This window comes from Paraburkholderia madseniana (assembly GCF_009690905.1).
Taxonomy (GTDB): Bacteria; Pseudomonadota; Gammaproteobacteria; order Burkholderiales; family Burkholderiaceae; genus Paraburkholderia; species Paraburkholderia madseniana.
Map to the genome: position 1 here is coordinate 36814 of NZ_VOSW01000033.1, position 25180 is coordinate 61993.

17 protein-coding genes are annotated in these 25180 nt (G+C 60.1%); 9 read left to right on the forward strand and 8 right to left on the reverse strand.

Going from position 1 to position 25180, the window contains the following annotated elements:
* The first annotated feature begins 59 nt into the window (after window positions 1-59).
* The 5 genes from FSO04_RS18685 to FSO04_RS18705 are packed head-to-tail and all read left to right on the forward strand — an operon-like array spanning window position 60 to window position 15376.
* A complete protein-coding gene (locus FSO04_RS18685; protein WP_166618208.1) occupies window positions 60-1892 on the forward strand; it encodes a ShlB/FhaC/HecB family hemolysin secretion/activation protein in 1833 nt (610 codons plus the stop codon).
* On the forward strand, window positions 1889-13720 hold the full coding sequence (locus FSO04_RS18695; protein WP_233464901.1) for a hemagglutinin repeat-containing protein: 11832 nt from the start codon (window positions 1889-1891) through the stop codon (window positions 13718-13720). Before FSO04_RS18685 ends, FSO04_RS18695 begins: the two co-directional genes overlap by 4 nt.
* Entirely contained in the window at window positions 13717-14169 is a 453-nt protein-coding gene (locus FSO04_RS47575) for a hypothetical protein (RefSeq protein WP_233464902.1), read from the forward strand. Before FSO04_RS18695 ends, FSO04_RS47575 begins: the two co-directional genes overlap by 4 nt.
* A gap of 3 nt (window positions 14170-14172) precedes the next feature.
* Complete coding sequence (locus FSO04_RS18700) at window positions 14173-14397, forward strand: hypothetical protein (RefSeq protein WP_154561256.1); 225 nt, start codon at window positions 14173-14175, stop codon at window positions 14395-14397.
* 19 nt (window positions 14398-14416) lie between these two features.
* The gene (locus tag FSO04_RS18705; protein ID WP_154561258.1) at window positions 14417-15376 is read left to right on the forward strand and encodes a hypothetical protein; all 960 of its coding nucleotides are present in this window, start codon (window positions 14417-14419) and stop codon (window positions 15374-15376) included.
* Between the two features lie 485 nt (window positions 15377-15861).
* On the opposite strand, the gene tnpC is transcribed toward FSO04_RS18705, so the two are convergent.
* The 3 genes from tnpC to tnpA are packed head-to-tail and all read right to left on the reverse strand — an operon-like array spanning window position 15862 to window position 18248.
* Window positions 15862-17451, reverse strand: a complete 1590-nt coding sequence (tnpC, locus tag FSO04_RS18710; protein WP_154561260.1) for an IS66 family transposase — start codon at window positions 17449-17451, stop codon at window positions 15862-15864.
* Between the two features lie 51 nt (window positions 17452-17502).
* Window positions 17503-17850 (reverse strand): IS66 family insertion sequence element accessory protein TnpB, encoded by a 348-nt coding sequence (gene tnpB / locus FSO04_RS18715; protein ID WP_133892454.1) that lies wholly within the window; start codon window positions 17848-17850, stop codon window positions 17503-17505.
* On the reverse strand, window positions 17847-18248 hold the full coding sequence (gene tnpA / locus FSO04_RS18720; protein WP_154561262.1) for an IS66-like element accessory protein TnpA: 402 nt from the start codon (window positions 18246-18248) through the stop codon (window positions 17847-17849). The genes tnpB and tnpA overlap by 4 nt, the downstream gene beginning before the upstream one ends.
* 279 nt (window positions 18249-18527) lie before the next feature.
* Between tnpA and FSO04_RS18725 the strand changes: the two genes are divergently transcribed.
* Entirely contained in the window at window positions 18528-19199 is a 672-nt protein-coding gene (locus tag FSO04_RS18725) for a hypothetical protein (RefSeq protein WP_154561264.1), read from the forward strand.
* A gap of 401 nt (window positions 19200-19600) precedes the next feature.
* On the forward strand, window positions 19601-19825 hold the full coding sequence (locus FSO04_RS18730; RefSeq protein ID WP_154561266.1) for a hypothetical protein: 225 nt from the start codon (window positions 19601-19603) through the stop codon (window positions 19823-19825).
* A gap of 273 nt (window positions 19826-20098) precedes the next feature.
* Here the strand turns inward: FSO04_RS18730 and FSO04_RS48735 are convergent, their stop codons facing one another.
* The 4 genes from FSO04_RS48735 to FSO04_RS18755 all read right to left on the reverse strand — a co-directional run bounded on the left by FSO04_RS48735 (window position 20099) and on the right by FSO04_RS18755 (window position 23743).
* Window positions 20099-20230 carry a SymE family type I addiction module toxin gene (locus FSO04_RS48735; protein ID WP_154561314.1) on the reverse strand — a complete coding sequence of 44 codons (132 nt, stop codon included), beginning with the start codon at window positions 20228-20230 and terminating at the stop codon, window positions 20099-20101.
* 384 nt (window positions 20231-20614) lie between these two features.
* Entirely contained in the window at window positions 20615-20914 is a 300-nt protein-coding gene (locus tag FSO04_RS18740) for an H-NS histone family protein (RefSeq protein WP_154561268.1), read from the reverse strand.
* Window positions 20915-21199: 285 nt separating this feature from the next.
* Window positions 21200-21436, reverse strand: a complete 237-nt coding sequence (locus FSO04_RS18745; RefSeq protein WP_154561270.1) for a hypothetical protein — start codon at window positions 21434-21436, stop codon at window positions 21200-21202.
* A 576-nt stretch (window positions 21437-22012) separates the two neighbouring features.
* Window positions 22013-23743: a methyl-accepting chemotaxis protein gene (locus FSO04_RS18755; protein ID WP_233464903.1), complete on the reverse strand. Its 1731-nt coding sequence runs from the start codon at window positions 23741-23743 to the stop codon at window positions 22013-22015.
* Window positions 23744-23907: 164 nt separating this feature from the next.
* On the opposite strand from FSO04_RS18755, the gene FSO04_RS18760 reads away from it, so the two are divergent.
* On the forward strand, window positions 23908-24378 hold the full coding sequence (locus FSO04_RS18760; RefSeq protein ID WP_154561276.1) for a helix-turn-helix domain-containing protein: 471 nt from the start codon (window positions 23908-23910) through the stop codon (window positions 24376-24378).
* On the forward strand, window positions 24375-24923 hold the full coding sequence (locus tag FSO04_RS18765; protein ID WP_154561278.1) for an IS630 family transposase: 549 nt from the start codon (window positions 24375-24377) through the stop codon (window positions 24921-24923). Before FSO04_RS18760 ends, FSO04_RS18765 begins: the two co-directional genes overlap by 4 nt.
* Here FSO04_RS18765 and FSO04_RS18770 read toward each other — a convergent pair.
* Window positions 24905-25162: a hypothetical protein gene (locus tag FSO04_RS18770; RefSeq protein WP_154561280.1), complete on the reverse strand. Its 258-nt coding sequence runs from the start codon at window positions 25160-25162 to the stop codon at window positions 24905-24907. The two genes, FSO04_RS18765 and FSO04_RS18770, sit on opposite strands and share 19 nt — an antisense overlap.
* Window positions 25163-25180: the final 18 nt, after the last annotated feature.

Genomic DNA, 25180 nt, shown 5'->3' on the forward strand with positions numbered 1-25180 from the left:
TCCCAGTTTGACGTTCAGAACTGCTGCGTCGATTCCGGCGCCATAACAAGATCGACGTAATGAAAAAGAACAAATCCGGGCGGATCGCACGATCGCCGAAAGCGACGCGCAATTTTGTAGGCACAGGTTACGCGCATTGGGGAGCGTTGGGTCGGCTCGTGTCGGTATGTGCCGCGCTGTTGGCAGCCTCGCACGTAGACGTCGCATACGCGCAGGCAGCCGATCCGCTTGGCGAACAGGAGCAGCGCCGCCGCGCACAGGAACAGGCGATCGAGCGCGAGCGTGCGATCACCGCCCCAAACGTTACCCTTCAACCCGTCGAGCGTTCGGCCGAAGACGACGGCAAGGTTCCCGTCGAAACACCGTGCTTCAAGGTCGACGAACTGAGGCTGGAAGTGCCACCCGGTTTGAGCGATTCCGTGGAGTCGGCTGGTGCACGTGCGTTGTTGCCCAACCCCCTTTTCCCGGGCGAACTGATGTTCGTCAACGACTATCTGCAGCGCTATCGAGGACAGTGTGTCGGCAGGGAAGGGCTCAACCTGATCGTGCATCGCGTCATGGCGCTCGTGATCGAAAAGGGATACTCCACGACACGCGTTGTCATTGCACCGCAAGATCTTTCGACCGGCAAGCTGAAGCTTCAACTGATCCCTGGCGTCATCAGCGCAATTCGCTTCGCCGATCCGTCGACGTACGGCACGTGGCGTAACGCGTTTCCGACGAAGGCAGGCGATCTACTGAATCTGCGCAATCTCGAGCAGGGCCTCGAGCAGATGAAGCGCGTGCCAAATCAGGATGTTGATATGCAGATCGTGCCGGGACCGTCGACCGGGGAAAGCGACGTCGTGATTTCGGTTAAGCGCACGAAGCCGTGGTCGCTTTCCGTGAGCGCCGACGATAGCGGGCTCAAGTCGACCGGCCAGTTCCAAGGCAGCGCAAGCCTGACGCTCGACAATCCGCTTGGTCTGTCCGACCTCTTCAACGTCAGCTACAACCACGACATCGACGGTCATACGAGCCAATACGGCACGCATGGCAGCAGCGCGTATTACTCGATTCCCTGGGGCAACTGGACGTTCACCTCCACGGCCAGCCAGTACGACTACCACCAACAGATCGCAGGCGCGTTCTCGACGCTCGTGTCGAGCGGCAAGTCCAGTAATTTCGACGTCAAGGCGGAATACCAGTTCTATCGCAATCAGGTGCAGAAGAACACGGTCGAGTTCCGCGTCGGCAAGCGCTTCAGCGAAGCGTTCATCGACGGTACGGAAATCGGTGTTCAACACCGCGACAACAGCTACGCGGAAGTCGGCTGGGAACACAAGCATTACTTCGGCGCTGCGCAACTCGACAGCACGCTCGCCTATCGATGGGGCGTGCCGTGGTTCGGAGCACAGCCGGATCTGCCGGGCGCGGGCGCAGGTATCCCCACGTACTACTACCACATGGAGACGGTCGACGCGACGTTGAGCGTGCCGTTCACCATCGCGGGTTTCCCACTGCGCTACTCGACAACGGTGCGTGCGCAGAACACACCCAACATGCTTTATCCCACCGAATACTTTTCGATCGGCAGTCGCTATACCGTGCGCGGGTTCGATGGCAACACGATGCTGGCTGCCGAGAAGGGCGTCTTCATTCGCAACGATCTGGAGATTCCGTTTTCGCGTTTCGGGCAGGCGCTGTATTTCGGCATCGACGGCGGTGAGGTATTCGGTCCCGAAGCGAACAATCTGCTTGGCCGCCGTCTGGCGGGTGCCGTGGTCGGTGTGCGCGGCAGTGCATTCAGGCACGTCAGCTATGACGTTTTCATCGGCGGTCCTTTGTACCAGCCGGCCCGTTTCCCGAACCACTGGCCGGTGGCGGGCTTCAGCGTGAGTTTCCTGCTATGAACAAGAATATCTATCGCGTCATTTTCAATGCAGCGCGTGGTCTCTGGACGGCTGTGCAGGAAACAGCAACGGGTACAGGAAAGGGTCGCTCGGCCGGCACGCCTTTTAGCACGCATCGTCGCGCGCCTTCAATGCACGCACCTGTGGGCTTCGTCGACATGCTGTCGATGCGGCACGTCGCGTTCGCGGCATTGTGCGTGCTTGGCATGCAACCGGTACTGGTCGATGCCCAGGTCGTCGCGGCACCTGCATCGGGTAGCAAGCCGATCGTTGGCGTAACCGCGAACGGATTGCCGATCGTTCAGATTGCCACGCCGAATTCGGCCGGCGTTTCAAACAACCCGTACACGCAGTACAACGTCGGTTCGCAAGGCCTGATCCTGAACAACTCGCCGGGCAATGTGCAGACCCAACTTGGCGGGTACGTGACGGGCAACCCGAATCTTGGCGCCGGCAGCGCGCGCGTCATCGTGAACCAGGTCGTAGGTGGCAATGCGAGCCAGTTGCTTGGCTATACCGAGGTGGCAGGCCAGAAGGCCGAAGTGGTCATCGCCAATCCGGCTGGCATCTACTGCAATGGTTGCGGCTTCATCAACACGAGCCGCGGTGTTCTGACGACTGGCACGCCGGTTTTCGGCGGCACGGGCAGTCTCGATGCGTTTCACGTGACGGGTGGCCAGATCCAGATCGGAACGGCGGGGCTCAACGGCAGCAACGTCGACCAGGTCGACCTGATCGCGCGCAGCGTTGCCATCAACGGCAAGGTGTGGGCAGGGCAGTCGCTCAATGTCGTGGCGGGCAACAACGACGTACGCTATAGCGATCTGAGTGCGCAATCGCTCGGGCCTGACGGCAATAGCCCGGGTGTGGCGATCGACGTCGCGCAGCTCGGTGGTATGTACGCTGGCAAGATCATGCTGGTGGGCACGGAGGCAGGCGTTGGCGTCAATAGCGCCGGCACGATTGCGTCGCAAGGCGGCGACGTGCAGATCAGCAGCCAGGGCAAGATAACCTTGTCAGGCTCGGCGAGCGCGAACGGCAATGTCGCGATCTCCGCAGCGGGCGACGTGGCGAACAGCGGTTCCGTTTACGCGACGCAAAACACCACGTTGAATAGCCAGGGGCAGGTGACCAACAGCGGCACGATCGCTGCGCTCGGCAACACAAGCGTCACGGGCGCGAGCGTTAATTCGACCGGCTCACTCGGCGCGGGAGTCGACGCGAACGGTAACGTCACCGGAACGGGCAACCTGTCGGTGACGGGCTCGGGTGCCGTGACTGCCGCCGGGCAGCAGATGGCGGGTGGCAATCTCGCGCTGTCGGGTAGCAGTTTGAACATGGCAGGCGGGCAAACGCTGACGAAGGGCAACGCGTCCCTGACAGCGACCGGCGCCGGCGGCGACACAGGCAACATCGTTCATACAGGTGCGTCGCTGCAGACGAGCGGCATCTTGACTGCCAATGCCGCAGGGACCGTCACGAACGATCACGGGCAGGTGAGTGCCGCGCAGTTGAGCGTGACGGCAGGTGGTATTTCAAATCGCGGCGGTACGTTGTCGCAAACGGGCGCGAGCGACACGACGCTGGCCGCGTCGGGTGCGTTCGACAATACCGGCGGCACCGTCACGACGAACGCGCAAAACACCACGATCCGTTCGGGCAGCCTGACCAACGCGAACGGGACGATTAGCCAGGCGGGCACGGGGGCGCTGGGTGTCCAGACCGGTGCGCTCGACAATGGTCACGGCAGCATTGGCACGAACGGCGTAGCGACGATTGCGGCTACCAGCCTTCAGAACGGTTCAGGCTCGATCACGTCGGCTCAGGCGCTCAACGTGGCGTCGAGCGGCAACATCGACAATACGGCGGGCCGGCTCGAAGCGGCAGGCGCGGTGAACGTGTCGGGCGCGAACGTGCAGAACACGGCCGGACGCATCGTGTCGGGCAACGGCGATGGCCTCACGCTCACGGCGAGCGGCCAGATCACGAACGCTGCGGGCACGACGGCGCAGGGCGCGACGGGCGGTGTAATTGGCGGCAACGGCAATGCGACGATCAACGCGGCAACGCTCGCCAACAGCGGCACGGCCACGGCCGCGCAGAACTTGCAGGTGACGACATCGGGAACCCTCGACAACAGCGGGGGATCGATGAGCGCCGCGACGCTCAAAGCGAATGCAGCGTCGTTGAAGAACGCGAACGGGACGATCAGCGCCAGTACCGTGTCAGTCACGGCGCCGCAGTTCGACAATAGCGGCGGGAAGATTACAGCGAACCAGATCAGTGTAAGCGCCACGAATCTGACGAATCACAATGGCGCGCTCACCCAGCTCGGCTCGGGGGCAATGGGTGTGAATGTCAGCGGCACGCTCGACAATTCGGGCGGTGGCCTGATCCAGACCAACAGCACGGATCTGACGCTTGCGCCGTCGACGTTGAACAACAACGGCGGCACGATCACCCATGCAGGCACCGGCACGCTGACGATCGACTCGGGCAGCGGCACGGGGTCGCTGACGAACGTCGGCGGCAAGATCGTGACGAATGGTCTGGCAAACCTGTCGGCCGGCAGCATGGACGACACGGGCGGCACGATCTCCGCACAGACCGGATTGAATGCGACTGTTGCGGGTGCATTGAACAATACGAATGGACAGCTTGAATCGGGCGGGGACCTGAGCGTCACGAGCGGTTCAGCCATCACGAATGCCAACGGGACGATCGCCGCAGCGGGTAACGAGTCCGTGCAGGCAGCTTCGTTGACGAACAGCGGCAGCGTGACTGCGGGCCAGAATCTCAACACTACCGTCACCGGCACGCTGGACAACAGCAGCGGGACGCTAAGCGCGCAAACGGTCACGGCTAACGCTGCGTCGCTGAAGAATGCGAACGGGACGATCAGCGCCGATACCGTGTCGGTAACTGCCCCGCAGCTCGACAACAGCGGCGGGAAGATCACGACGAACCACCTCGCTCTTGTCGCCGCGAACCTGACGAACGAACATGGGTCGATCACCCAGCTCGGAACGGGCGCAATGGGGCTCGGCGTGAGCGGCACGCTCGACAACTCCAACGGTGGCGTGATCCAGACGCAAAGCACTGATCTGACGCTTGCCCCGGCGACATTGAACAACAACGGCGGAACCATTACGCATGCCGGGACCGGAACGCTGTCGATCGATGCAGCCAATGGCACGGGCGCGGTGACCAACGTCGGTGGCTCGATTATCAGCAACGGTCGGACGGCGCTGTCGGCAGGCAGTGTCGACAACACCGGCGGAGCGATCGGCGGTCATGCCGGTCTGGTCGCGACGGTTTCTGGTGCGCTGGACAACACGCATGGGCAACTGGCGTCAAACGTGGATTTGAGCGTGTCGAGCGGTGGCATCCTGAACAACGCCAGCGGTGTGATTGTTGCGACGGGCAATAACTCGGTGCAGGCCGCTTCGTTGACGAACAGCGGCAGCATCACGGCCGGACAGAATCTGGACACCAGCGTTGCTGGTACGCTCGACAACAGTGGCGGCACGCTGAGCGCCCAGACGGTGACGGCAAGCGCCGCGTCATTCAGGAACACGAACGGCGTCGTGAGCGGCAACGCGGTGTCGATGTCGATTGCGCAGCTCGACAACAGCAATGGCCGGATCACCACGAACCAGCTTGGTGTCACCGCGACGAATCTGACGAACGAAGGTGGATCGATCACGCAACTCGGGACCGGCACAATGGGGCTCGGCGTGAGCGGTACGCTCGACAACTCGAACGGCGGCGTGATCCAGACGAAAAGCACCGATCTGACGCTTGCGCCCGCCACCTTGAACAACAACGGCGGCACGATCACGCATGCCGGGACCGGCACGCTGTCGATCGATGCAGCCAATGGCACGGGCGCGGTCACCAACGTCGGCGGCTCGATTGTCAGCAACGGACAGGTCGACCTGAATGCGGGCAGCCTGGACGACACAGGCGGGAGCATTGGGGGGCAGTCCGGGCTGAGCGCGACGCTCGCCGGCGCCCTGAACAACACCCGGGGACAACTCCAATCGAACGGGAACCTGAGCGTCACAAGCGGCGCGGGCATCACGAACACCAGCGGCACGATCGCTGCGTCTGGCAATAACACGGTGCAGGCCGCGTCGCTGACGAATGGCGGCAGCATCACGGCCGGGCAGAGTCTCAACACCACCGTCAGTGGCACGCTCGACAACGGCAACGGAACGTTGAGCGCGCAGGCGATCACGGCAAACGCCGCGTCATTCAGAAACGCAAACGGCGTCGTGAGCGGCAACGCGGTGACGATGTCGATTGCGCAGCTCGACAACAGCAATGGCCGGATCACCACGAACCAGCTTGGTGTCACCGCGACGAACCTGACGAACGAAGGTGGATCGATCACGCAACTCGGGACTGGTGCAATGGGTCTCGGCGTGAGTGGCACGCTCGACAACTCGAACGGCGGTGTGATCCAGACCAATAGCACGGACCTGACGCTTGCTTCTGCGTCCGTGAACAACAACAGTGGCACGATCACGCACGCCGGCACCGGCACGCTAACGATCAAGCCGAGCAATGGCACCGGGTCGCTGACGAACGTCGGCGGCAAGATCGTGACCAATGGACAGGCATCGGTGTCGGTCGGCAGTCTCAACAATACCGGGGGCAAGCTGGCGTCGCAAGGCGTCATGACTGCGACCGTTCAGGGCACGCTGAACAACACGAATGGACGGCTGTCGTCGGGCACCGGACTGACCGCCACCAGCGGCGGTCAGCTGATCAATGCCGGCGGCGTGATCGGCGCGGGCGGCGCGGCGACCGGCAGCACGCTGAGTCTCGCTGCATCGTTGATCGACAACTCGGGCGGGGCGATCACCAATCTCGGGAATGGCGCGACGACAATCAACGGCGGCAGCCAGATCGCCAACAGCAATGCGAGCGGCACGTCCGGCATGGGCTCGATCAGCGGCAACGGCAACGTGACGCTGAGCGCGACTTCGATCTCCAATACACAGGGCGGGCAACTGAGTGGCGCGAACCTGCAGATCAACGCCGGCAATCTGGATAACACCGGCGGGAAAATCGGCAATGCCGCAAACACGGCCGGCGACGTCGGGATCGGGACGGGCACTCTGACCAGTACGAGCGGCCAGATCAACGCATCCCGGAATCTGTCGGTCACTGCGAATACGCTGGCAGGCGGCGGCACGTACAGTGCGGTCAACGATCTTTCGTTGAACCTGCAAGGGAACTTCACCACCTCGCCGAATTGCGCTTTCAAAGCGGGCCACGATCTGAGCTTCACACTGCCAGGCACGTTCAGCAACGGCGGCGCTCTGTCGGCCGTGAACGGGCTGAACATCAATGCGAGCGACATCCAGAACTCGGGGATGCTGGGGGCCGGTGGCCTGCTGACCACGCACTCGAACACGCTGACCAATACGGGCACGATAGTGGGCGGCAGCGTGTCGCTGAATGCTACGCAAAGCCTGTCGAATCTGGGCACCACCGCGCTGATCGGTGCGACGGACAGCGCCGGCACGCTCGAGCTGCTTGCGCCGGACATCGAGAATCGGGACGACACGACCGCGACCGACACGCAGGCGATGACCGCGATCTACGGTCTCGGCAAGGTCGTTCTGGCTGGCGGCAAGGATGGGAGCGGCAATTACACCAACGCGAATCTGATCCGGAACCAGTCCGCGCTGATCCAGTCCGGCGGCGACATGGAGATCGATGCGAACCAGGTGACGAACACGCGCCGCGTGATGACCACGGGCGGCTTCACGTCGTCGATCGACCCGGCCCTGCTGCAAAGCCTCGGCATCAGCCTGTCAGGATGTGACGCCACGTACCTGGCTGCGTGTGGACCGGGCAATCCGCAGGTCCTGGGTTCCAGGGGCGACCCGACGCTGATCGGCGGCGTGCCTACCGATCCGCCGCACGGAGGCCAGTGGAACAGCACTTATCAGTACACGACCTATACGGGCGACGCAGTCGCCAATACGGTCACGTCCGTCAGTCCGGAATCGCAGATCATCGCCGGCGGCAACCTGAAAGCGTCATCGGTCGGGACGTTCCAGAATTACTGGAGCCAGGTGGCCGCGACGGGCAACATCGCGTCGCCCACGACACTCGACCAGAACAGCTGGCAAGGCCAGAGTGCTCCGCAGGTGCAGGTGACCTACTCGGGTGAATATCACTACGACAACTACGACAACAGCGAGCACAACTGGCAGTTGCCGTTCGGCGATGCTCCGTTCGTTGGCTCCCGTCCGGGCGGCTACACTCAGGCGGCGCCGGCCGACATCCGCACGTATGCGCTGCCGGCGTACGAATCCTCGTTCACGGCGGGCGGTACGCTCAGTGGCACGGGCGTGACGATCAACAACACCGCGGGCAACGCAGGGGTGACGCCGCTCGGGCTCCTGCCCGGGCAGACTTTATCGGGCTCGGGAGCCGGTTCCGTGAGCGGGACGATCGGCACGCAGGGTGTGGGGGCGATTGGCGCGGGCGCGGTGAGTGGAACGATCGGCACGCAGGGCACGCAGGGCACGGTGGCAATTGGCGCGGGTGTGGTGAGCGGATTGATCAGCGTGGGCAGTGGTGTGCATCCGGGCGCGGTGGCAATCCAGGGCGGCCGCCTTCTTAACAGCGGCCTTGCGAACTTCAACAATCCGACCATTGCGGCCGCGACGGCCGTCAAGGTGCTCAACAACATCACGGTGCCGCAAGGCGGACTCTTCCACATGGATACCGCGCCGAACGCACGGTACCTGGTCGAGACGAACCCGGCCTTCACGAGCCAGCAGCAGTGGCTGTCGAGCGACTACTACTTCCAGCAGATGGGCATGAACCCCGGCAAGGTCCAGATGCGGCTGGGCGATGGGTTCTACGAGCAGAAGCTCGTGCAGGACCAGATCCTGTCGATGACCGGGAAGTCGGTCCTGACGAACTACGCGAACACGCAGGACGAATTCAAAACTCTGATGACGTCGGGCGCTGCACTCGCGAAGTCGCTCGATCTGGCGCCTGGTACGGGTCTGTCGCCCGAGCAGGTGTCGCAACTGACGAGCAACGTCGTCATCATGCAGACGCAGATCGTCGATGGGCAGCCGGTGCTCGTGCCGGTGGTCTATCTGGCGCAGGCGAGCCAGGAGAACATGGGTAACGGTCCGGTTATCGCGGCGACGAACATCGATCTGCAGAACGCACAAACGGTCACCAATAGCGGCACGATCAAGGCGGCGAACAGCTTCGCGATCAGCGGGCAGAGAATCGACAGTTCGTTCGGCACGCTGCAAAGCGGTGGGCAGATGTCGCTTGTGACGACGGGCGATGTGAACCTCACTTCGGCGACGCTCAATGCGGGAAGCCTGGCGTTGCAAGCGGGTGGCAACCTGGTTCTGAACACAGCGGCGAACACGCTCAACCAGGTCAGCGATACCGGTGCGACGCGTGTTACGACGACGCTTGGCCCCGTAGCCAGCATCAACGTGACGGGCAACGCGGCGATTACGACGGGCGGCAACTTCGAACAGGACGCGGCCAACCTGAATGTGGGCGGCGCGCTGGGTATGAGCATTGGCGGCAACTGGAATCTCGGGGTGTTGCAGACCGGCGAGACCAAGGTCGTTGCTCGTGCGAACGGTATATCCGATACGCACATCGTGAGCGATGTGGGCAGCAGCGTGAAGGTCGGGGGTGCATCCTTGATCGCAGTGGGCGGAGATCTCACGGCGACCGGTGCGAACATCAACCTGGGCGGTGGAGGAACTGTCGCGGCAGGGGGCAACGTGACGCTGCAGGCGGCGACCGCGACGTCGACGGTGGACAGCAACAGCTCCGGTAGTGATCATCACGGCAGCTACGCGGAGACGTTGCACACGTCCGACGATACGGTGACGGGCACTACGCTCAAGAGCGGCAACAGCCTGAATATCGTGTCCGGTAAGGACATCAACGTGGTGGGCAGCACGGTCGATCTCGACAAGGGCAATGCGTTGCTCATGGCGGCAGGGAGTGTCAACGTCGACGCGGCAACGGAAACGCATGTCGACAACTCGAATGAGACGCATAGCCACAGCGGCGTCGCGAGCCACACGAGCGCGGCCAATCGCGTCGACCAGACGACGACGCAGGCCGATGGCAGCGCCATTTCGGCAGACGGTGTGTCGGTCATCAGCGGCAAGGACATCAACGTGACCGGCAGCAGCATCGTCGGAACGAACGCTGTTTCGCTCGCTGCGAAGGGCAGTGTGAATATCCTTGCTGCGACCGATACTTATCAGGATTCCGAGTTTCACGATGTCAAGCACTCGGGACTGTCGGGAAGCGGCGGCTTTGGCTTCAGCGTTGGATCGAGCGAGCAGAAAGATCAGTACGATGCGAATTCCGTTATGCAGAGCCAGTCGCGTAGCACGGTCGGCGCTGTACAGGGCAACGTGTCGATTACGGCGGGCAAGGACGTTCATATTGGCGGTAGCGACATCATCGCCAACCAGGCTGCGGACGATGTGACGGGCAAGACCGGCAACATCGGTATCAAGGCGCAGAACATCACGATCGACCCGAGTCAGGACACGGCACAGTCGCGGGATCAGCAGTCGGCGCATTCGAGCGGCGTCACGGTGGGCGTGAGCGGTACGCCGCTCGACACTGCCCGCAACCTCAAGGCGGCGGGTTCGTCGGGTAATGCTTACCAGCGCGGCACCGGCATTGCGAATGAGATTACCGCGAGTACGCTCGACACGCCTTCGGTGACACTCTCGTACGGGCACAGCAGTAGTTCAAGCACGACCACCCAGTCGAGCCTGTCCAATGCGGGCAGCACGGTGCGCGGTGGCAACAACGTGAGTCTGGTCGCGACCGGCGGCGCGCTGACCGACGCGAACGGTCAGCCGCTCGACGGTGACATCAGCGTGACCGGTTCGACCATCAGTGCGAAGGGCACGGCGATCTTCGACGCGAATCGCAATGTCACGTTCCAGGCCTCGACCGACCAGATGCAGCAGAGCTCGCAGTCGAGCAGTTCGAGTTCGAGCTTTCAACTGGCGAGCCCGAGTCTGGGCGATCTGTCGCGCTGGATTCAGGGCGGCCCGAATGCGGGTGGCGTGAGTTCGTCGCCGTATAACGCGGGCAGGAGTAGCCAGGACGGCAACTCGTCGTCGACGCAACAGCAGGCGACCACTGTGCTCGCCAACAGCGTGATCGTGAAGAGCCACACGGGCGACATCGATGTGATCGGTTCGGGCATCAGCGGGACGCAGGGCGTCGATCTGGTGGCGAGTGCCGGCGCGATCAATGTACTGGCTGGCACGGATACGAACACGAGCCACCAGGAGTCTAGCGGTCATCAGTTTGGCAGCCTGGGCAGCAATGGCAGCGGGACGGGCTTCACCGTGGGCGTAGCGAACAGCCATTCGGTGCAGGACACGGCCGGCCAGACGCAGAGTACGATCCGCAGCCAGATCGTGAGCGGCAAGGGCAACGTAACGCTGGATGCGAATCAGGACATCACTGTACAGGGCGCGGACCTGACTGCGGGCAAGGACCTGACGCTGATCGGGCAGAACCTGAATCTCGATCCGGGCACGGACGCGCAGCAGAGCAGCATGAGCCAGAGTGCAAGCCAGTACGGTGTGACGCTGGCGCTGGGCGGTGCCGCGGGCAACGCCGCTGCGGCGATCAACCAGGCGGCCGGCTCACACCGCGCGAGCGATCCGCGGCTGGCGGCGATCGACAGTGCCAAGGCGGCGCTGGCCGTCTACGACGTGGTCAATACGGCCGAGCAGCTTGCCAGTACCGGGACAAGTAGTCAGGCGCTGGTCAAGGTGACCGTCAGCGTGGGTGGCGGCAGCAGCCACAGCGAGTCGCAGCAGAGTTCGACGGTCAACGGCGGCAGCACGCTGGGCGCAGGCGGCACCGTCACGCTGGTGGCGACCGGCAGCGGCGCGAAAGACGCGAGCGGCGTTGCTACCGACGGGGACATCAATTCCCGCGGTACGCTGATTTCCGGCAACGATGTGGTGCTTAACGCGGCACGCGACATCAACCTGCAAAGCGCACAGGACCTGGCGCACCAGACGAGCAGCAACAGCAGCAGCAGCGGGAGCATTGGTGTGGGTTTCGGGCTGGGCGGCCAGCAGAACGGCTTCACGATCGAACTGGCCGCGAGCGCTGCGAAGGGCCACGCGAATGGCGACAGTGTGACCAATCGCGACACGCAGATTACCGCCGCGAACAACCTGTCGATCACCAGCGGGCGTGATACGAACCTGCGCGGTGCGGAGGTGGCGGGTAACACGGTCGATGCGAACGTGGGCCGCGACCTGAATATCCAGAGTGTGCAGGACACGGACAGCTACGACAGCAAGCAGGTGAGCGGTGGCTTCAACATGAGCATCTGCGTGCCGCCGATCTGCTATGGCTCGACCGTGAGCGGTAGCGCAAGTGCCAGCGACGAGACCATCAAAAATCGCTTCCAGTCGGTGAATGTGCAAAGCGGAATCCGTGCGGGCGACGGTGGATTCAACATTCAGGTGGGCAATCACACGCAACTTGACGGCGGCGTGATCGCGAGTACGGCGACGCAGGACAAGAACACGTTGTCGACGCAGACGTTCGGCTATACCAATCTGCAGAACACGGCCGAGTCTTCTGGTTCGACGCTGGGCGCGAGTCTGAGCGGTTCGGCAGGTGAGAGTTCGCCGGAAGGCGTCAGTTTCAGTCCGTCGAAGGATAGCCCGTACCAAAACCAACTGGGGCAGGCGGGTCTTGGGGTGGCGGGCGTGAGCAGCAGTGCCTCGGGGACGACGTATGCGGCGGTGAGTCCGGCGACGATCACGGTGCGAGGCGACACGGGCACCGGGCGTGACAGTACGGCGGGGTTGAGCCGTGACGTGGCGGGCGCGAACGCCGGCGCGGTGACGAACGGGTTTGATGCGCAGAAGATGCAGAACGACATGGCCGTGCAGCAGGGAACGGAACAGGTCGGGATGCAGGTGGTAGGGGACATCGCGACGAAGCTGGAGGACCAGGCGAACCTGAACGCCGAAAGGGCGAAGGCTGCCAGGGATGCGGCGAGTGATCCGCAGGATGAGGCGCAGGCCCAGGCGGATCTGGACGCGGCGAACCGGGAGGCGGCGCTGTGGGGCAACGACGGGGCGGCGCGGATCGCATCGCATGCGGTCGTCGCGGGGCTGGGTGCGGCCCTCGGCGGGGGCAGCGTTGCTGGCGCGGTGGGCGGTACGGTGGCGGGCGACCTCGCCGGGAATGCGGTTGGTAATGCGCTGGGGGATACTGCGGGCGGGAAGCTGCTGTCGAATGTGGCGTCGGGGCTCGCGGGAGCCGTGGCGGGTGGCGCGCTGGGCGGCTCTGGCGGGGCAATGAGCGGGGCGAATGGGCGTTGGGTGCGGATCTGTACAACCGGCAACTGCATCCAGAAGAACGCACCTGGGCAATGCAGCATGCGAATGATTTTGCAGCGTATTACGAGCGCACTACTGGTCAGGCGATTTCATCGACAGATGCGCAAAACATGCTGCTCGCGAACGGCTACATTCGAGTCGATAACGCCGCTGCGAGCGGGCCTGGTTACAACGCAGTGGCAGCGCAGTACCTTACGGCGAATGCCGGAAGCCTGTTCTCAGCGACGCCGGCTCAAATGGCAAGCCCTCTGTCGGGCGGGAATCCAGATGGTACGCCGACACCTGAGCAGATGGCCTTGCCGGGTTCAACGGCGCATCCGGCGATTGGTTTGGCAATTGCGGGAGCGTTGGCAGCGCCCGCTATACTCCCCGCATTGGCAGCGATACCGGGCGCACCGATCTTGAGCTCAGGCGGTGCATTGGGTTCGGGGGCATGGGCTTCACCTGTTGGAATTGGCGTTATCACTGGCGCAGTGAATGCTTCATCGCAGTATATCCAGACTGGCTCTGTCAATCCTGTTGACGTAGGCTATGCTGCTCTTGCTGGTGGGCTAGGTACTGCCGGTGGACTTCTATGGAATATCGCTGTCAATGCGGGAACGGGAGCAGCGGATACCTATACAAACAATAAGATTTTAGGAAAAAGCGATAGCATCGCTACTGGGTCACTAGTAAACGCTGGTGCAGCGATCATCGGTTATGGTATAGGCCTGACGGCTCAGAATTTGCTTCCGGCGACCAACTGGTTTATTCCGAACAATATACCCGTCATTGGCGCAGGTGCAGCAGGTGCTGCGGGGTCGGAGATGGGCACCAAAGCCATCAATGACGCAAAAAGCAATATGGGAAAATAGAGCATGTCTCATCTGATTTCGATTTATCTTAAGTTGATTATCCTATCGCTCATTGGAATGGCTGCGGTAAAAATTTGGGCAATTTTTATTGTTGTTTGGATGCATGGCGGGAAGTATCAATGGACCTGGATGGATGCCAAATCAATTTTGGTAAATGGCTTGGTACTTGCTGCGGTATTTTGCGCCATTGCAACTATAACCATTTATCGCGAGAAAAATAGATCGTAGGTACCTGTACAACCGGCAGTTGCATCCGACCGAGCAGCAGTGGATCAAGGACAATGCCAAGACGTTTGCTCAATTGATGAATGGCGGCAATCCGCCGAGTGATGCCCAGGTCGCGGTCGCGCAGGAGGAACTCGCTCAGCAGGCTTTCCGTCAGGTGCAGAATGGCGTGTCAGGGCAGTGGGACGAGGCTGCGAGCGAGTTCCTGAGTCAAGCACATGCAATGCTGCCTGCTGACCCGAATTGTCCGAGTTGCGGCCCTGGGTACATGTTCCAGGCGACGGCGGCGCAGAAAGCTAACGCCAACATGTATGCGAGCTATCTGCCACAAAACGGAATCAACAATTTCTACGCGCAGAATGGTTTGTCGCAACCCACCGCCTCACAGATCAGCAACAGCGCGAATCGGGATCAAAAAATCAATAATCTCATGGGCGGGGGCGTGCTGGCGGCGGCAACTGGCGGTGCATTACTTGTTGGCGCGCCGGTTGCGGCAGCGGTCGGCGGCTTGGGGTTCGCAGCAATTGGTGCCACGGCCGGCGGCGGCATGGATGCGGCTGGTCAATATGCGCAATCTGGTACGATCCGCCCGGCGGAGACGGCGTTTGCAACTGCAACTGGGGCGGTCGGGGGACCGATCGGTGCCAATGTGAAATTCATCAGCAGCGTATTGTTGGGGGCTGCGACCAATAGCATTAATACCGCGTTCAACAACACGTACTATGGAGAGTCAAACAGCTTGTCGTATGCGGCTGGCGTGGGCGCTCTTGCCGCATCAGGTGGCTATCTCGTCGGTGCCGTGACGACAAAGGGGTTGGCTCAAATTGTTAGCCCCTATGTGTACGATAATTTGAATCCAGCGATTCCCGCATTGTTGCAACCTCGCAGCCCGAACCTGATTCCGGGATTGGCAGGTGCCGTGACGGGTTCGACAATCACAGGCACAGGGTCACTTGTACCGAGTAAGGAGGCGCCGAAATGAGATATTCGAGACTCGATCAACTGATCCTCGACGATGGATGGAAGGGAACCTGTACTCGAGTTTTCGGAATTGCCCTTGTGTATCTCGGTCTTCTATATCTTCCAGATATTATCGCCAAGGCGTCTGTCCATTGGCATGTCCGCCCTATGTCAGAAAAGCAATCAAACAACCATGAGGGATTGCTATTCGTTTTCAGAATTCTGTTCGGGTTTGCGCTTGTGATCGAGGGCATCAGGGTTGTTTGCTTTTTTGTCAGGAAGCGATCTAGGTCATAGAGCTTAAGAGGTGCAGTGCAGCCCGGCCGCTAGTTCGCAGACGAATACAACCGGCAGTTGCATCCGACCGAGCAGCAGTGGATCAAGGACAATGCCAAGACGTTTGCTCAATTGATGAATGGCGGCACTCCGCCAAGCGACGCTCAGATTGCTGTGTAAGCACTTGAACAGGACCGTCACTGATTACGTTGACCGGCGAGAGGCCAGCTGCTAGCGAACGGGATCGATGTGTGAGGCGGCGGGCAGCAAAGGAGCGACGTTCCAGGGTAACAGTTCGTCGATGCGGTTCGCTGGGTGATCGGCGATGCGCTCGATCACGTAATGCAGGTAGGCTTCGGGATCAACGCCGTTCATGCGGGCAGATCCGATCAGGCTGTACATCGCGGCTGCACGTTCTCCGCCTGAGTCCGCACCGGCAAATAAAAAATTCCGTCTTCCGATTGCCACGCCGCGCAATGCGCGCTCGGCAATCAGATTGTCAATCTCGGCCTGACCATCACTGCAGTAATAGACCAGCGCAGGCCAGCGATTCAACGAATACTGGATCGCTTTGGTGGTGTCCGATTTCGCGGAGAGTGTGAGAAGCGTCGTCTCGAACCACCGTTTCATGTCATCAAGCAGCGGCACAGCCTTCTCCTGGCGAACGCGCCGTCGTTCTTCAGGTGGCTTGCCACGAATGTGCTCTTCAATGCGATAGAGTGCGCCGATGCGCTCGAGTGCCTCGCTGGTGATCGGCGATGCCCGAACAGCGTGTAGATCATGTAGCTTTCGACGTGCATGCGCCATGCACGCTGCTTCGTGAATCTGACCGCCCAGGTACAGATCCGCATAACCGGCGAAGGCGTCTGCCTGCAGTACGCCCGTGAAGTTGGCAAGGTGACGCTGTGGATGTTCGCCGCGACGATCCGGTGTATAGGCAAACCAGACGGCCGGCGCTTCGCCCGAACCACTGGACCGGTCATCGCGCACATACACCCAGAGCCGGCCGGTCTTCGTCCTGCCATTGCCCGGCGCGAGCACCGGCAGCGGGGTGTCGTCGGCGTGAACCTTGGTGCCACCAAGCGCGTGGCGGCGCACCGCGTCGACCAGAGGGTTGAGTAACCATGTCAGACTGCCCAGCCAGTGGCCCATGGTGCCCGCTTCGATCTCGACGCCGTCGCGCGCGTACATGACGGACTGGCGATAGAACGGGATGTGGTACGCGAACTTCGACGTCGTGATGTGGGCGAGCAAAGCAGGACCCGGCAGGCCACGATCGATCGGCCGGCTCGGCGCTGCGGCCTGCACGATACAGTCGCAGCACGAACAGGCGAACTTGGGACGGCGATGACGGATGACGCGGAAGTGCGCGCGCACGTATTCAAGCTGTTCGGAAACGTCTTCGCCCAGCGGTTTGAGCGCGCCACCGCATCCCGGGCAGTGTTCATCGAGGGGCCGATGCACACGCTCTTCGCGTTCGAGGTGATCGGGCAGTGGTTTGCGAGAGGCACTCTCGCGCCGTTGCTGTGCCTTCTTTGAGTCAGCCTGGGTGGCCGCACCTTCGTCTGCCTGCAGGTCCTCAAGCCGCAGTTCAAGCTGCTCTATCTGACGCTCCACCTTCTCAGACTTGCGACCGAACTGCATGCGGCGCAGCTTCGCAATCGTCAGCTTCAGATGTTCGATCTCGATTACGCGGGAACTGAGCTGGTCCTGCAATTCGACGACCCGCTGCGCGTTTGCATGAGCCGACGCCGCATGCGCGCGAACCAGCGCCTTGAGCGCATCAATGTCGTCGGGCAGGTCGGTATCGGTCAGATCCATTGCGACAGTTTACGACCATCTGCCGCACACCGATCATCGGGTAACAGACGTTTACAAAGCACTGCGCGGGCGTGCCGCCTCGACCGGTTGTCGCCAGTCAAACCCTTCGAGCAGCAATGCAAGCTGAGCACTCGTCAGGGCCACGACGCCCGCGTCGGCACGCGGCCATGCAAAACGCCCTTTCTCAAGACGCTTTGCAAGTAAACATAGGCCGCCATCGCTCCAATAGAGACACTTCAGCAGATCGCCACGCTTGCCGCGGAACACAAATATATGCCCCGAATACGGCTCCTTCTCGAGTACGGTCTGAACCTTCGCGGATAGTGAGTTGAACCCGCTGCGCATGTCGGTCACGCCAGCCGCAATCCAGATGCGGGTATTCTGTGGGAGTCCGATCACTTCAGACAATCCCGAAGAAACTGCTCGGCGCGATCCATCGAAAGACCGGAGATGCGAACGCGCCGCTTACCAAGCTCGATTTCGATCTCGCACTCCGGTGGCCTCGCAGCTACCGCTGGCACGCGCTGATCTTGCGATGCGGCGTGGTTGCCGGCATCTTCCTCTGGAAGATCAACTACATCGACGGGCAGCAGCGCCAGGCAAGGTTGCGGTGTTGCCAGTTGCGCCTCCAGTGATCTTCGCCGCCACTGCGCAACCATATTGGCATTCAAACCATGCGTGCGAGCTACCTCGGCAATTGAGCGATCCGGATCGTTCGTCTCAGCGACCACCGTTTCCCGAAACTCCCGGGTGTAGTTCTTCGATCCCGGCCGCCGTCCTCGTGCCATTTGCTTCATCAATCTGATTCCCATCAAATCTGATGGGAATCAGATTGCACCCCTCCCGCCGCCACGAACAGACGGTACAAATCGAGCGCTTACATTGCTGTCGCGCAGGAGGAACTTGCGCAGCAGGCCTTCCGCCAGGTCCAGAATGGTGTGCCGGGTCAGTGGGATGAGGCCGCAAGCGAGTTTCTAAGCCAAGCGCATGTGTTACTTCCCGCTGACCCGAACTGTTCGAGCTGCGGTCCGGGATACAAGTTTCAGGCGACCGCTGCACAGAAGGCGAACGCCAGCATGTATGCGAGTTACCTGCCGCAGAATGGAATTAACAACTTCTATGCACAGAACGGGTTGTCGCAACCAAGTGCATCACAAATCAGCAATAGTACGAACCGAGACCAGCAAATCAGCAATCTCATGGGCGGGGGGGTGATAGCAGCAGCAACTGGTGGTGTGCTAGTCGCAGGCTTGCCGGTTGCAACAGCAGTCGGGGGCTTGGGATTCGCTGCGATTGGCGCAACGACTAGCGGCGGCATGGACGCTGCCGGCCAATATGCCCAAACAGGAACCGTGCGTCCCATACAATCGGTTTTTGCCACCGGCACGGGAGCCATTGCTGGACCGATAGGTGCTGAATTGGGTTTGATCGGTAATATGTTGCTCTATGGGGCGAGCAATACTGCAAATACGTTGTTTAACAACGCCTATTATGGAGAATCGAGCAGTGGAGCATATGCTTTCGCAGTTGGAGCTCTATCTGGCGCTGCGGGATACGGTGCTAGCTTTATTACAACACGAGTGTTGGCGCAACTTGTGCGGCCTATTGTTTTTCAAAACTATAATCCGAGCATACCTGCCCTGTTGCAAGGCGCACCAAACGCATTCCCATTGACAGGAGGCGGGACACTTGGTTCGTTAGTTCAAGGCGGCTCGTCTTTTGTTCCAAGTAAAGATTCGCAAAAATGAAAAATAATTTCCTGAAATTATGTCTTAATTGGATACGACTGACTTTGTATGGATTGCTTTTTTTGTGCGCGATGGCATTTTTGGCGGCGGGGCCATTTAAACGTATGGGTGAGCCAAGCATTGCCAAAATTGAGCTCGCTCTTGTATTTTTGGTAGGTCTGCTTTGCCTCATTGATGCTTTGTGCATATGGTCGGTTCGGGTGCCATATCGAAGGAAGATAGGGCGACCGGTACCTCCCAACACGTCAAAATGGAGACGCCGATTGATTGTGCAGTCTTTACTCGGAGTCGTGACGTTAGTTATCGGTTTTATCGTTGCATACCGCACGGGTATATAGAGATGCTCGATCCTGTTTGCCCTGTCGCCGGAGCCGATGGTCTTGATTTCGTCAGGGCGCACAGTGCAACGGAAAATACCAATCGACTTCTACGACCGGCAATTGCATACGAGTGAGCGGCAACTGATTGAAAACAAGGCGTACCAGATGGCGGTGCAGGAAGCGCACAATCCGGCGGACGTTCCGACGATCGAGGCATCCTGGACCAACATGCTGACGTTGTGGGGGCGTCGGCGGATCTGGACCAGGGGGCGGCACGGCAGCTCGACCAAGCAATGGCGCAACTGAAAGCGCAGACAGCCGATCCTTCGGCCTATCAGTCGACCGTGGTCGTGTTGAATGCCGCACAATCCGCGATCCAGAGCATCGCGGGACAAACCATTACGGACAACCGTGAGCAGACGATCGCTGCGGACTCCGGAAGAACAGCGCGGGCTGGCGGCGGCCGAGTGCGCGCTGGTGCATTGCGGACAACGATGCGGCCAGTCCAACGCTCCAGGCGTTGCAGGACGAAGGTCAGAAGTACACATACGAGGCGGGGTTTGCTGATTGCTGGCAGTGCTATCCGAGGAGCGGGAAGATGGTGAGCGTGATGACGAGCCTGCTGTGGCGGACCTCGATCCTGACGTGCTGTCCGGGTTTAAAGCCTGCGGTGTGGAGTCGCCGTCTGGCGAGCCTGAGCCATGGGTGCAGGGGCGGCTGCTTCTGCGGGCGGAGCGAAAACCGTTGGTATCGCTACGACTACTGGATGGCGGCGTGGTGCTCGGGGTGAGCGCCACTTGATTTGAGATTGGTGTCAGCCATGATCCGCTCCTTTGGTGAGTCGAGGGTGGTCTGGCACAGCAACCAACGTGAATTAATCAGACCAAATGTCAAAAAAAATACTGACCACACTGGTCATCGCAACGACTCTCGCGTCAATGCTCGTATTGACCGGCTGCGCCCATCGGCGTGCACCGGCGGACCAGACCGCCGTGCGGCAGCAAGAGACACGTGCCAAGCAGCCCGAAGCGGGCAACGCTGACGACCCGAATGCAGCGAAGCTGACGTTCGTCTCCAGCGGAATGCCGATGGCCGTCATGTTCTGGAAGAGCACGTCGACACAGGCATGCAGTGGCTTCGAGCCGGTCGGCCACGTTTTCCACAGTGGCAGGTCTTGCCCGTTTTTGGGTCTCGATATTTCGGCGCTAAGGTTGCCTTTTCCGCCTTGTATGGACGGCCACGTTTACGAGGAAAAATGTCCTTTTCCGTAAGACAGTAGTCCAAAATTTTCGTTTGTATTTCCGAGATCACGGCCTGTAGCTCGCTGGCCCGCGCAGCTTCAGCTTGCTGCGTGAGTTGTTCGATCTGGTCTCGAAGGGCTTTGTAGGTTGCCATGGTGCATTTCCGTTCAGGTTGGAGATAGCAGAGCAATAGATTGGTTCGAACGATTTAGGGGTGTCCGAACCTCAGGTACACAAGGACAGCGAGTACGATAAAAATGGCGATTGCCCTCGGCTACGCGTTGTAGGAATCGTTGTCCGTTTTTCGACAGACTGGGCAGTACAACCTTTGGGGTTTGATGCCTTTTCTATCCGGCTCAAGTCTTGGCGTGACGATTTTCCTGCAACGAGGGCATTTGAGGCGAATTTGATTTGGCATGCTTATTTATGGGTGGGGCGATTAGATCTTTTTATTGCGCTTTGGCTTTTTTGGTGATCCGAGCGGGAATAGAGTAGCTTCTCTGCGAATTTCTTCGTCCGAGTCAGCGTGAGCAGTAGTCGAATTGAGTCCGCAGTCGAGTCTTGTGCAGGCGACGACGACGGCCTGCGCGATTTCCCCGATCATGGATCGAATGAGATCGCTTTTGGGGCTGGCGCGAAGAACGACGCGCAGCCAGTCGAGTTTTCGGGTAAACATTGGTACGGCCATTACGCGAATGACTAGGCGTTGATCTCTGTCCGAAGGATCGAAAGTGGCGCACGCTTTGAGAAGTCCGGGTAGTTCAGATTGCGTCGGCGAAGAGGTGCAGTCCATGGCGATACAGGCTACGAATGAGCGATTCCAGGAATGAAAAAGGGCGTCGCGTGAACTGAACACGACGCCAAGACGTCCTGGGCTCCGGGGAGAGCGGTGGCCATGCCAGAACGTGAGAGACAGTGCGATCTTGCGATTTCGAAACGGACGCTACTTGTGCGCGGTGCTTTTCCTGTCCGGTGCGGTCAGCAGGGTATTGGTCTGTTCCAGCAGTGTTGAGTGATACTCGACCGTCAAAGGTATGTCGTCCATGAGCGACATTGCGTCTTCAATCGCATGTCGAAATGCCTTGCTGATCTCCGCACATTGGGTCGCTGTGAGGTGTGGGAGCGTGGTGTCAAGGAGTTTGCACATAACGACAACCTGTGCGCCTAAACGGGAGACGGCCTTGCAGTTCGACGAAACAACGTTAGTCGGTGATGTCAGAAGTGCGTCGGTGTTATTCAAAATCACGGCTCCTCAGAACGTTTCCCAGTCGGCGCCACCCGCATCCGCCGAGACAGTCACGCCGTTGCCGGTCGTAGGATTGGGTGCTTGAGGAACAGTTTTTGGCTTAGCCGCTGCCGTGCGACGGGTGGCTGGAGTCTTGGGGGCCGGCAGGCGCGGTTTGCCTTGCGGAATAGCCGCTCGTGACACGGAGATCCCCGTATCGGCGACCTTGAACACCGAGACCGCGTTTTTCAGGTTCATGGCCTGTTCTTCAAGTGACTGCGCCGCTGCTGCCGCCTGCTCGACGAGCGCTGCATTCTGCTGGGTCACTTCGTCCATTTGGCCGACGGCCTGATTCACCTGTTCAATGCCACGGCTCTGTTCTTCAGAAGCCGCAGCGATTTCGCCCACAATATCGGACACCTGTTTGATGGCCTGCTTGACCTGACCCATGGTCGCACCGACTTCCGCCGCCTGCTTCGAGCCGTCCTGCACCACGACGACCGAAGATTCGATTAACCCCTTGATCTCCTTCGCGGCGGCCGAAGAACGCTGAGCCAGACTGCGCACCTCGCTGGCGACCACGGCAAAGCCACGTCCCTGCTCACCCGCACGGGCGGCTTCCACGGCGGCGTTCAAGGCGAGAATGTTGGTCTGGAACGCAATGCCTTCGATCACGCCCGTGATGTCGGAAATCTTGCCCGAACTGCTGCTGATTTTTTCAATGGTGCCGACCATGGCCTGAACCGCGTCGTGACCCGTGTCTGCCAGATCCGTGGCGTTCGTTGCCAGTGCGTTCGCCTGCCGGGCATTGTCAGCGTTCTGTTTCACTGTCTCCGTTAGCTGCGTCATGCTAGCCGCGGTTTCCTCAAGCGACGCTGCCTGTTCTTCGGTACGGGCAGATAGGTCGGTATTGCCGCTGGCGATTTCCCGTGACGCTATGGAAACCGATTCGGTGGAGGCACGAATCCCAGTTGCAACGTTTGTCAGATTGTCATTCATCGTTTTCAGCGACTGCAACAACTGACCGACTTCGTCCCGGCGACCGGTTTCGATACGCGAGGTTAGGTCGCCGGAAGCGACCGTTTCCGCAATTTCGAGAGCTTGCCTGACCGGCACAGTAATACTGCGCGTTGCCAGATATGCAACGGCCACCCCAAGCAGTATGCCGACGCCACTCATGGCGAACATGAGGGCTCGGGCATTGGCATAGTTGGCATGCGCGGCGGCCGAACTATCGACACTCGCTTTACTCTCATAATCGTTGAATTGCGTAAGGAGCTTCGTCCAGTCGTCCAGCGCCGGGATAGTCTCATTCATGATAATTTCGGAAGCGCCGGGATCATTCCTTAATCCAATCGTGACAGCTTTGTCGACGAGAGGTAGGGCAGCACCTCGAACGACTTTAAGCTGGGCAAGAAAATTTTTTTCGTTCTGATCAGTGCCCGGATCTTGACCGAAAACGTCGTTAAGTTTCTTCTCGGCTGCGTCATAGCTTGCCATGCTCTGACCTACATTCTGCTTTTGAAGTGTCATGCGTGACACGTCTTTTAAGATAATGAGGTTCCGCATGGCAGTAGCGGCGTCCTGGACATCGCCGCGTGCCTCAGAAATGAGACTTCTTTCATTTCCATTAAAGTCCACAGCGGCGATCAGAGTATCGTCCATCGCGCCAAGTCGATTCGCTCCAGCAAGCGCTACGGCGAGCAATATAATCAGGATTATGCCGAAACTCAACCCGAGTCGTGCGCCGATTTTCATGTTGTAAATATTCATACTTGAGAAGAGTTGGTGCCGAGGGAGTTTCTGATTGTGAAAAGCTAAAAGCCGAGGGCCAGTAACCATAGAGGTTATATGGGTAAGCGCACCTGGTAAAACAGTTTGACTTTCGCTAACCTGGCTGCTTCATGTTGCCGGGGTAATGAATGAAGTGGACGAGGTGTGTCGTTGAACTGAGCGAAGCCGAGGAGGTGACGTTGCAACAGCTGTCGATCAATCACAGGCATCGGGACATGCGTACGCGGGCAGCGGGCGTGTTGATGCTCGGGCGCGGGTTCAAGCCCAAGGCGATCGCCGCACAGCTCGATGTGAGCGGGCAGACGGTCTACAACTGGTTCCACGCGTGGCGCGAGAACGGTGTGTGCGGCCTGATGGGCGGCCACAACGGTGGCCGTGCGCCGTCCCTGTCCGACGGGATGGTCGCCACTGCACTTGAGGTGGCGCGGGCCGAGCCCCTGACCCTTGCCCAGATCGCCCAGCGCGTGCAGGACGTCCGTGGTGAGACGCTGCCATGCCGCATCGAAACACTCGGCGAAGTCCTCAAGCGCGCGGGTTTCTCGTTCAAGCGCAACCGCTATACGCTTAAAAAAAGCGCAACGAAGAGGAGTTTGCGATGAAGCAAGCCACGCTCGACAAGCTTCAGGTAGCCGCCCGCGACGGCCAGTGCCGCCTGTTCTATCTCGACGAGGCGGGCTTTTGCGCTTCGCCGCCGGCTCAGCGCAGCTGGTCACCACGTGGATTGCCCCATGCCATCGAACCCAACCCTCATTGCCGACGCAGCGTGATTGCTGCGCTGAACTTCGCCGAAAATAGCTTCGTTTATGCCGCGAGCGCCCGTACGGTCAAAGGTCCCGGTGTCGTGGGCTTTCTCGATACCCTGATTCGCCAGGGTGATGAGCGTCCCACCGTGATCGTCCTCGACAACGCGAGCGTTCACCACAGCATCGATCAGAACACGCTGGACCGTTGGTTTATCGAACACAAAGCACTCCTGTTTTATCTGCCGCCGTACAGTCCAGAGCTGAATCTCATCGAGATCGTCTGGAAGCATTTCAAATATCACTGGCGGCGCTTTGCCACCTGGACCAGGGAAACCATCGATACGGAACTGGCGAGACTGCTTGCCGGATACGGCACAGAATTTCAAGTCAATTTCTCATGAACACTTAACGGCGTAAGGCACCTGTAGACCCCGGATCGAAACGATTTCGTCACGGCCGCGCACTGTGCCGCCGTGAGGTGCCGCAGCACCGCATCGACAAACTTGCTCATAACCACGAGCCGTGCGCCGAGATGAGAAACCGCTGCGCCGTTTGTCCTCACGAGCGTGGTCAGCGAATTCAGCAACGCTTCATGGGTGTCCGACTTTCCACCCTGTTCAGAACTTTTGCCAGTCTGCATCGGCAGCCTCCGTTGTGG

What these genes read in the sequence shown, in the direction of transcription:
- FSO04_RS18700 (WP_154561256.1), top strand. Translation starts at nt 14,173, where the DNA reads ATGTCTCATCTGATTTCGATTTATCTTAAGTTGATTATCCTATCGCTC.
- FSO04_RS18760 (WP_154561276.1), top strand. Translation starts at nt 23,908, where the DNA reads ATGAAGTGGACGAGGTGTGTCGTTGAACTGAGCGAAGCCGAGGAGGTG.
- FSO04_RS18745 (WP_154561270.1), bottom strand. Translation starts at nt 21,436, where the DNA reads ATGTTTACCCGAAAACTCGACTGGCTGCGCGTCGTTCTTCGCGCCAGC.
- FSO04_RS18685 (WP_166618208.1), top strand. Translation starts at nt 60, where the DNA reads ATGAAAAAGAACAAATCCGGGCGGATCGCACGATCGCCGAAAGCGACG.
- FSO04_RS18770 (WP_154561280.1), bottom strand. Translation starts at nt 25,162, where the DNA reads ATGCAGACTGGCAAAAGTTCTGAACAGGGTGGAAAGTCGGACACCCAT.
- FSO04_RS18740 (WP_154561268.1), bottom strand. Translation starts at nt 20,914, where the DNA reads ATGGCAACCTACAAAGCCCTTCGAGACCAGATCGAACAACTCACGCAG.
- FSO04_RS18755 (WP_233464903.1), bottom strand. Translation starts at nt 23,743, where the DNA reads ATGAAAATCGGCGCACGACTCGGGTTGAGTTTCGGCATAATCCTGATT.
- tnpC (WP_154561260.1), bottom strand. Translation starts at nt 17,451, where the DNA reads ATGGATCTGACCGATACCGACCTGCCCGACGACATTGATGCGCTCAAG.
- FSO04_RS18695 (WP_233464901.1), top strand. Translation starts at nt 1,889, where the DNA reads ATGAACAAGAATATCTATCGCGTCATTTTCAATGCAGCGCGTGGTCTC.
- tnpA (WP_154561262.1), bottom strand. Translation starts at nt 18,248, where the DNA reads ATGAAGCAAATGGCACGAGGACGGCGGCCGGGATCGAAGAACTACACC.
- FSO04_RS18725 (WP_154561264.1), top strand. Translation starts at nt 18,528, where the DNA reads ATGTATGCGAGTTACCTGCCGCAGAATGGAATTAACAACTTCTATGCA.
- FSO04_RS18765 (WP_154561278.1), top strand. Translation starts at nt 24,375, where the DNA reads ATGAAGCAAGCCACGCTCGACAAGCTTCAGGTAGCCGCCCGCGACGGC.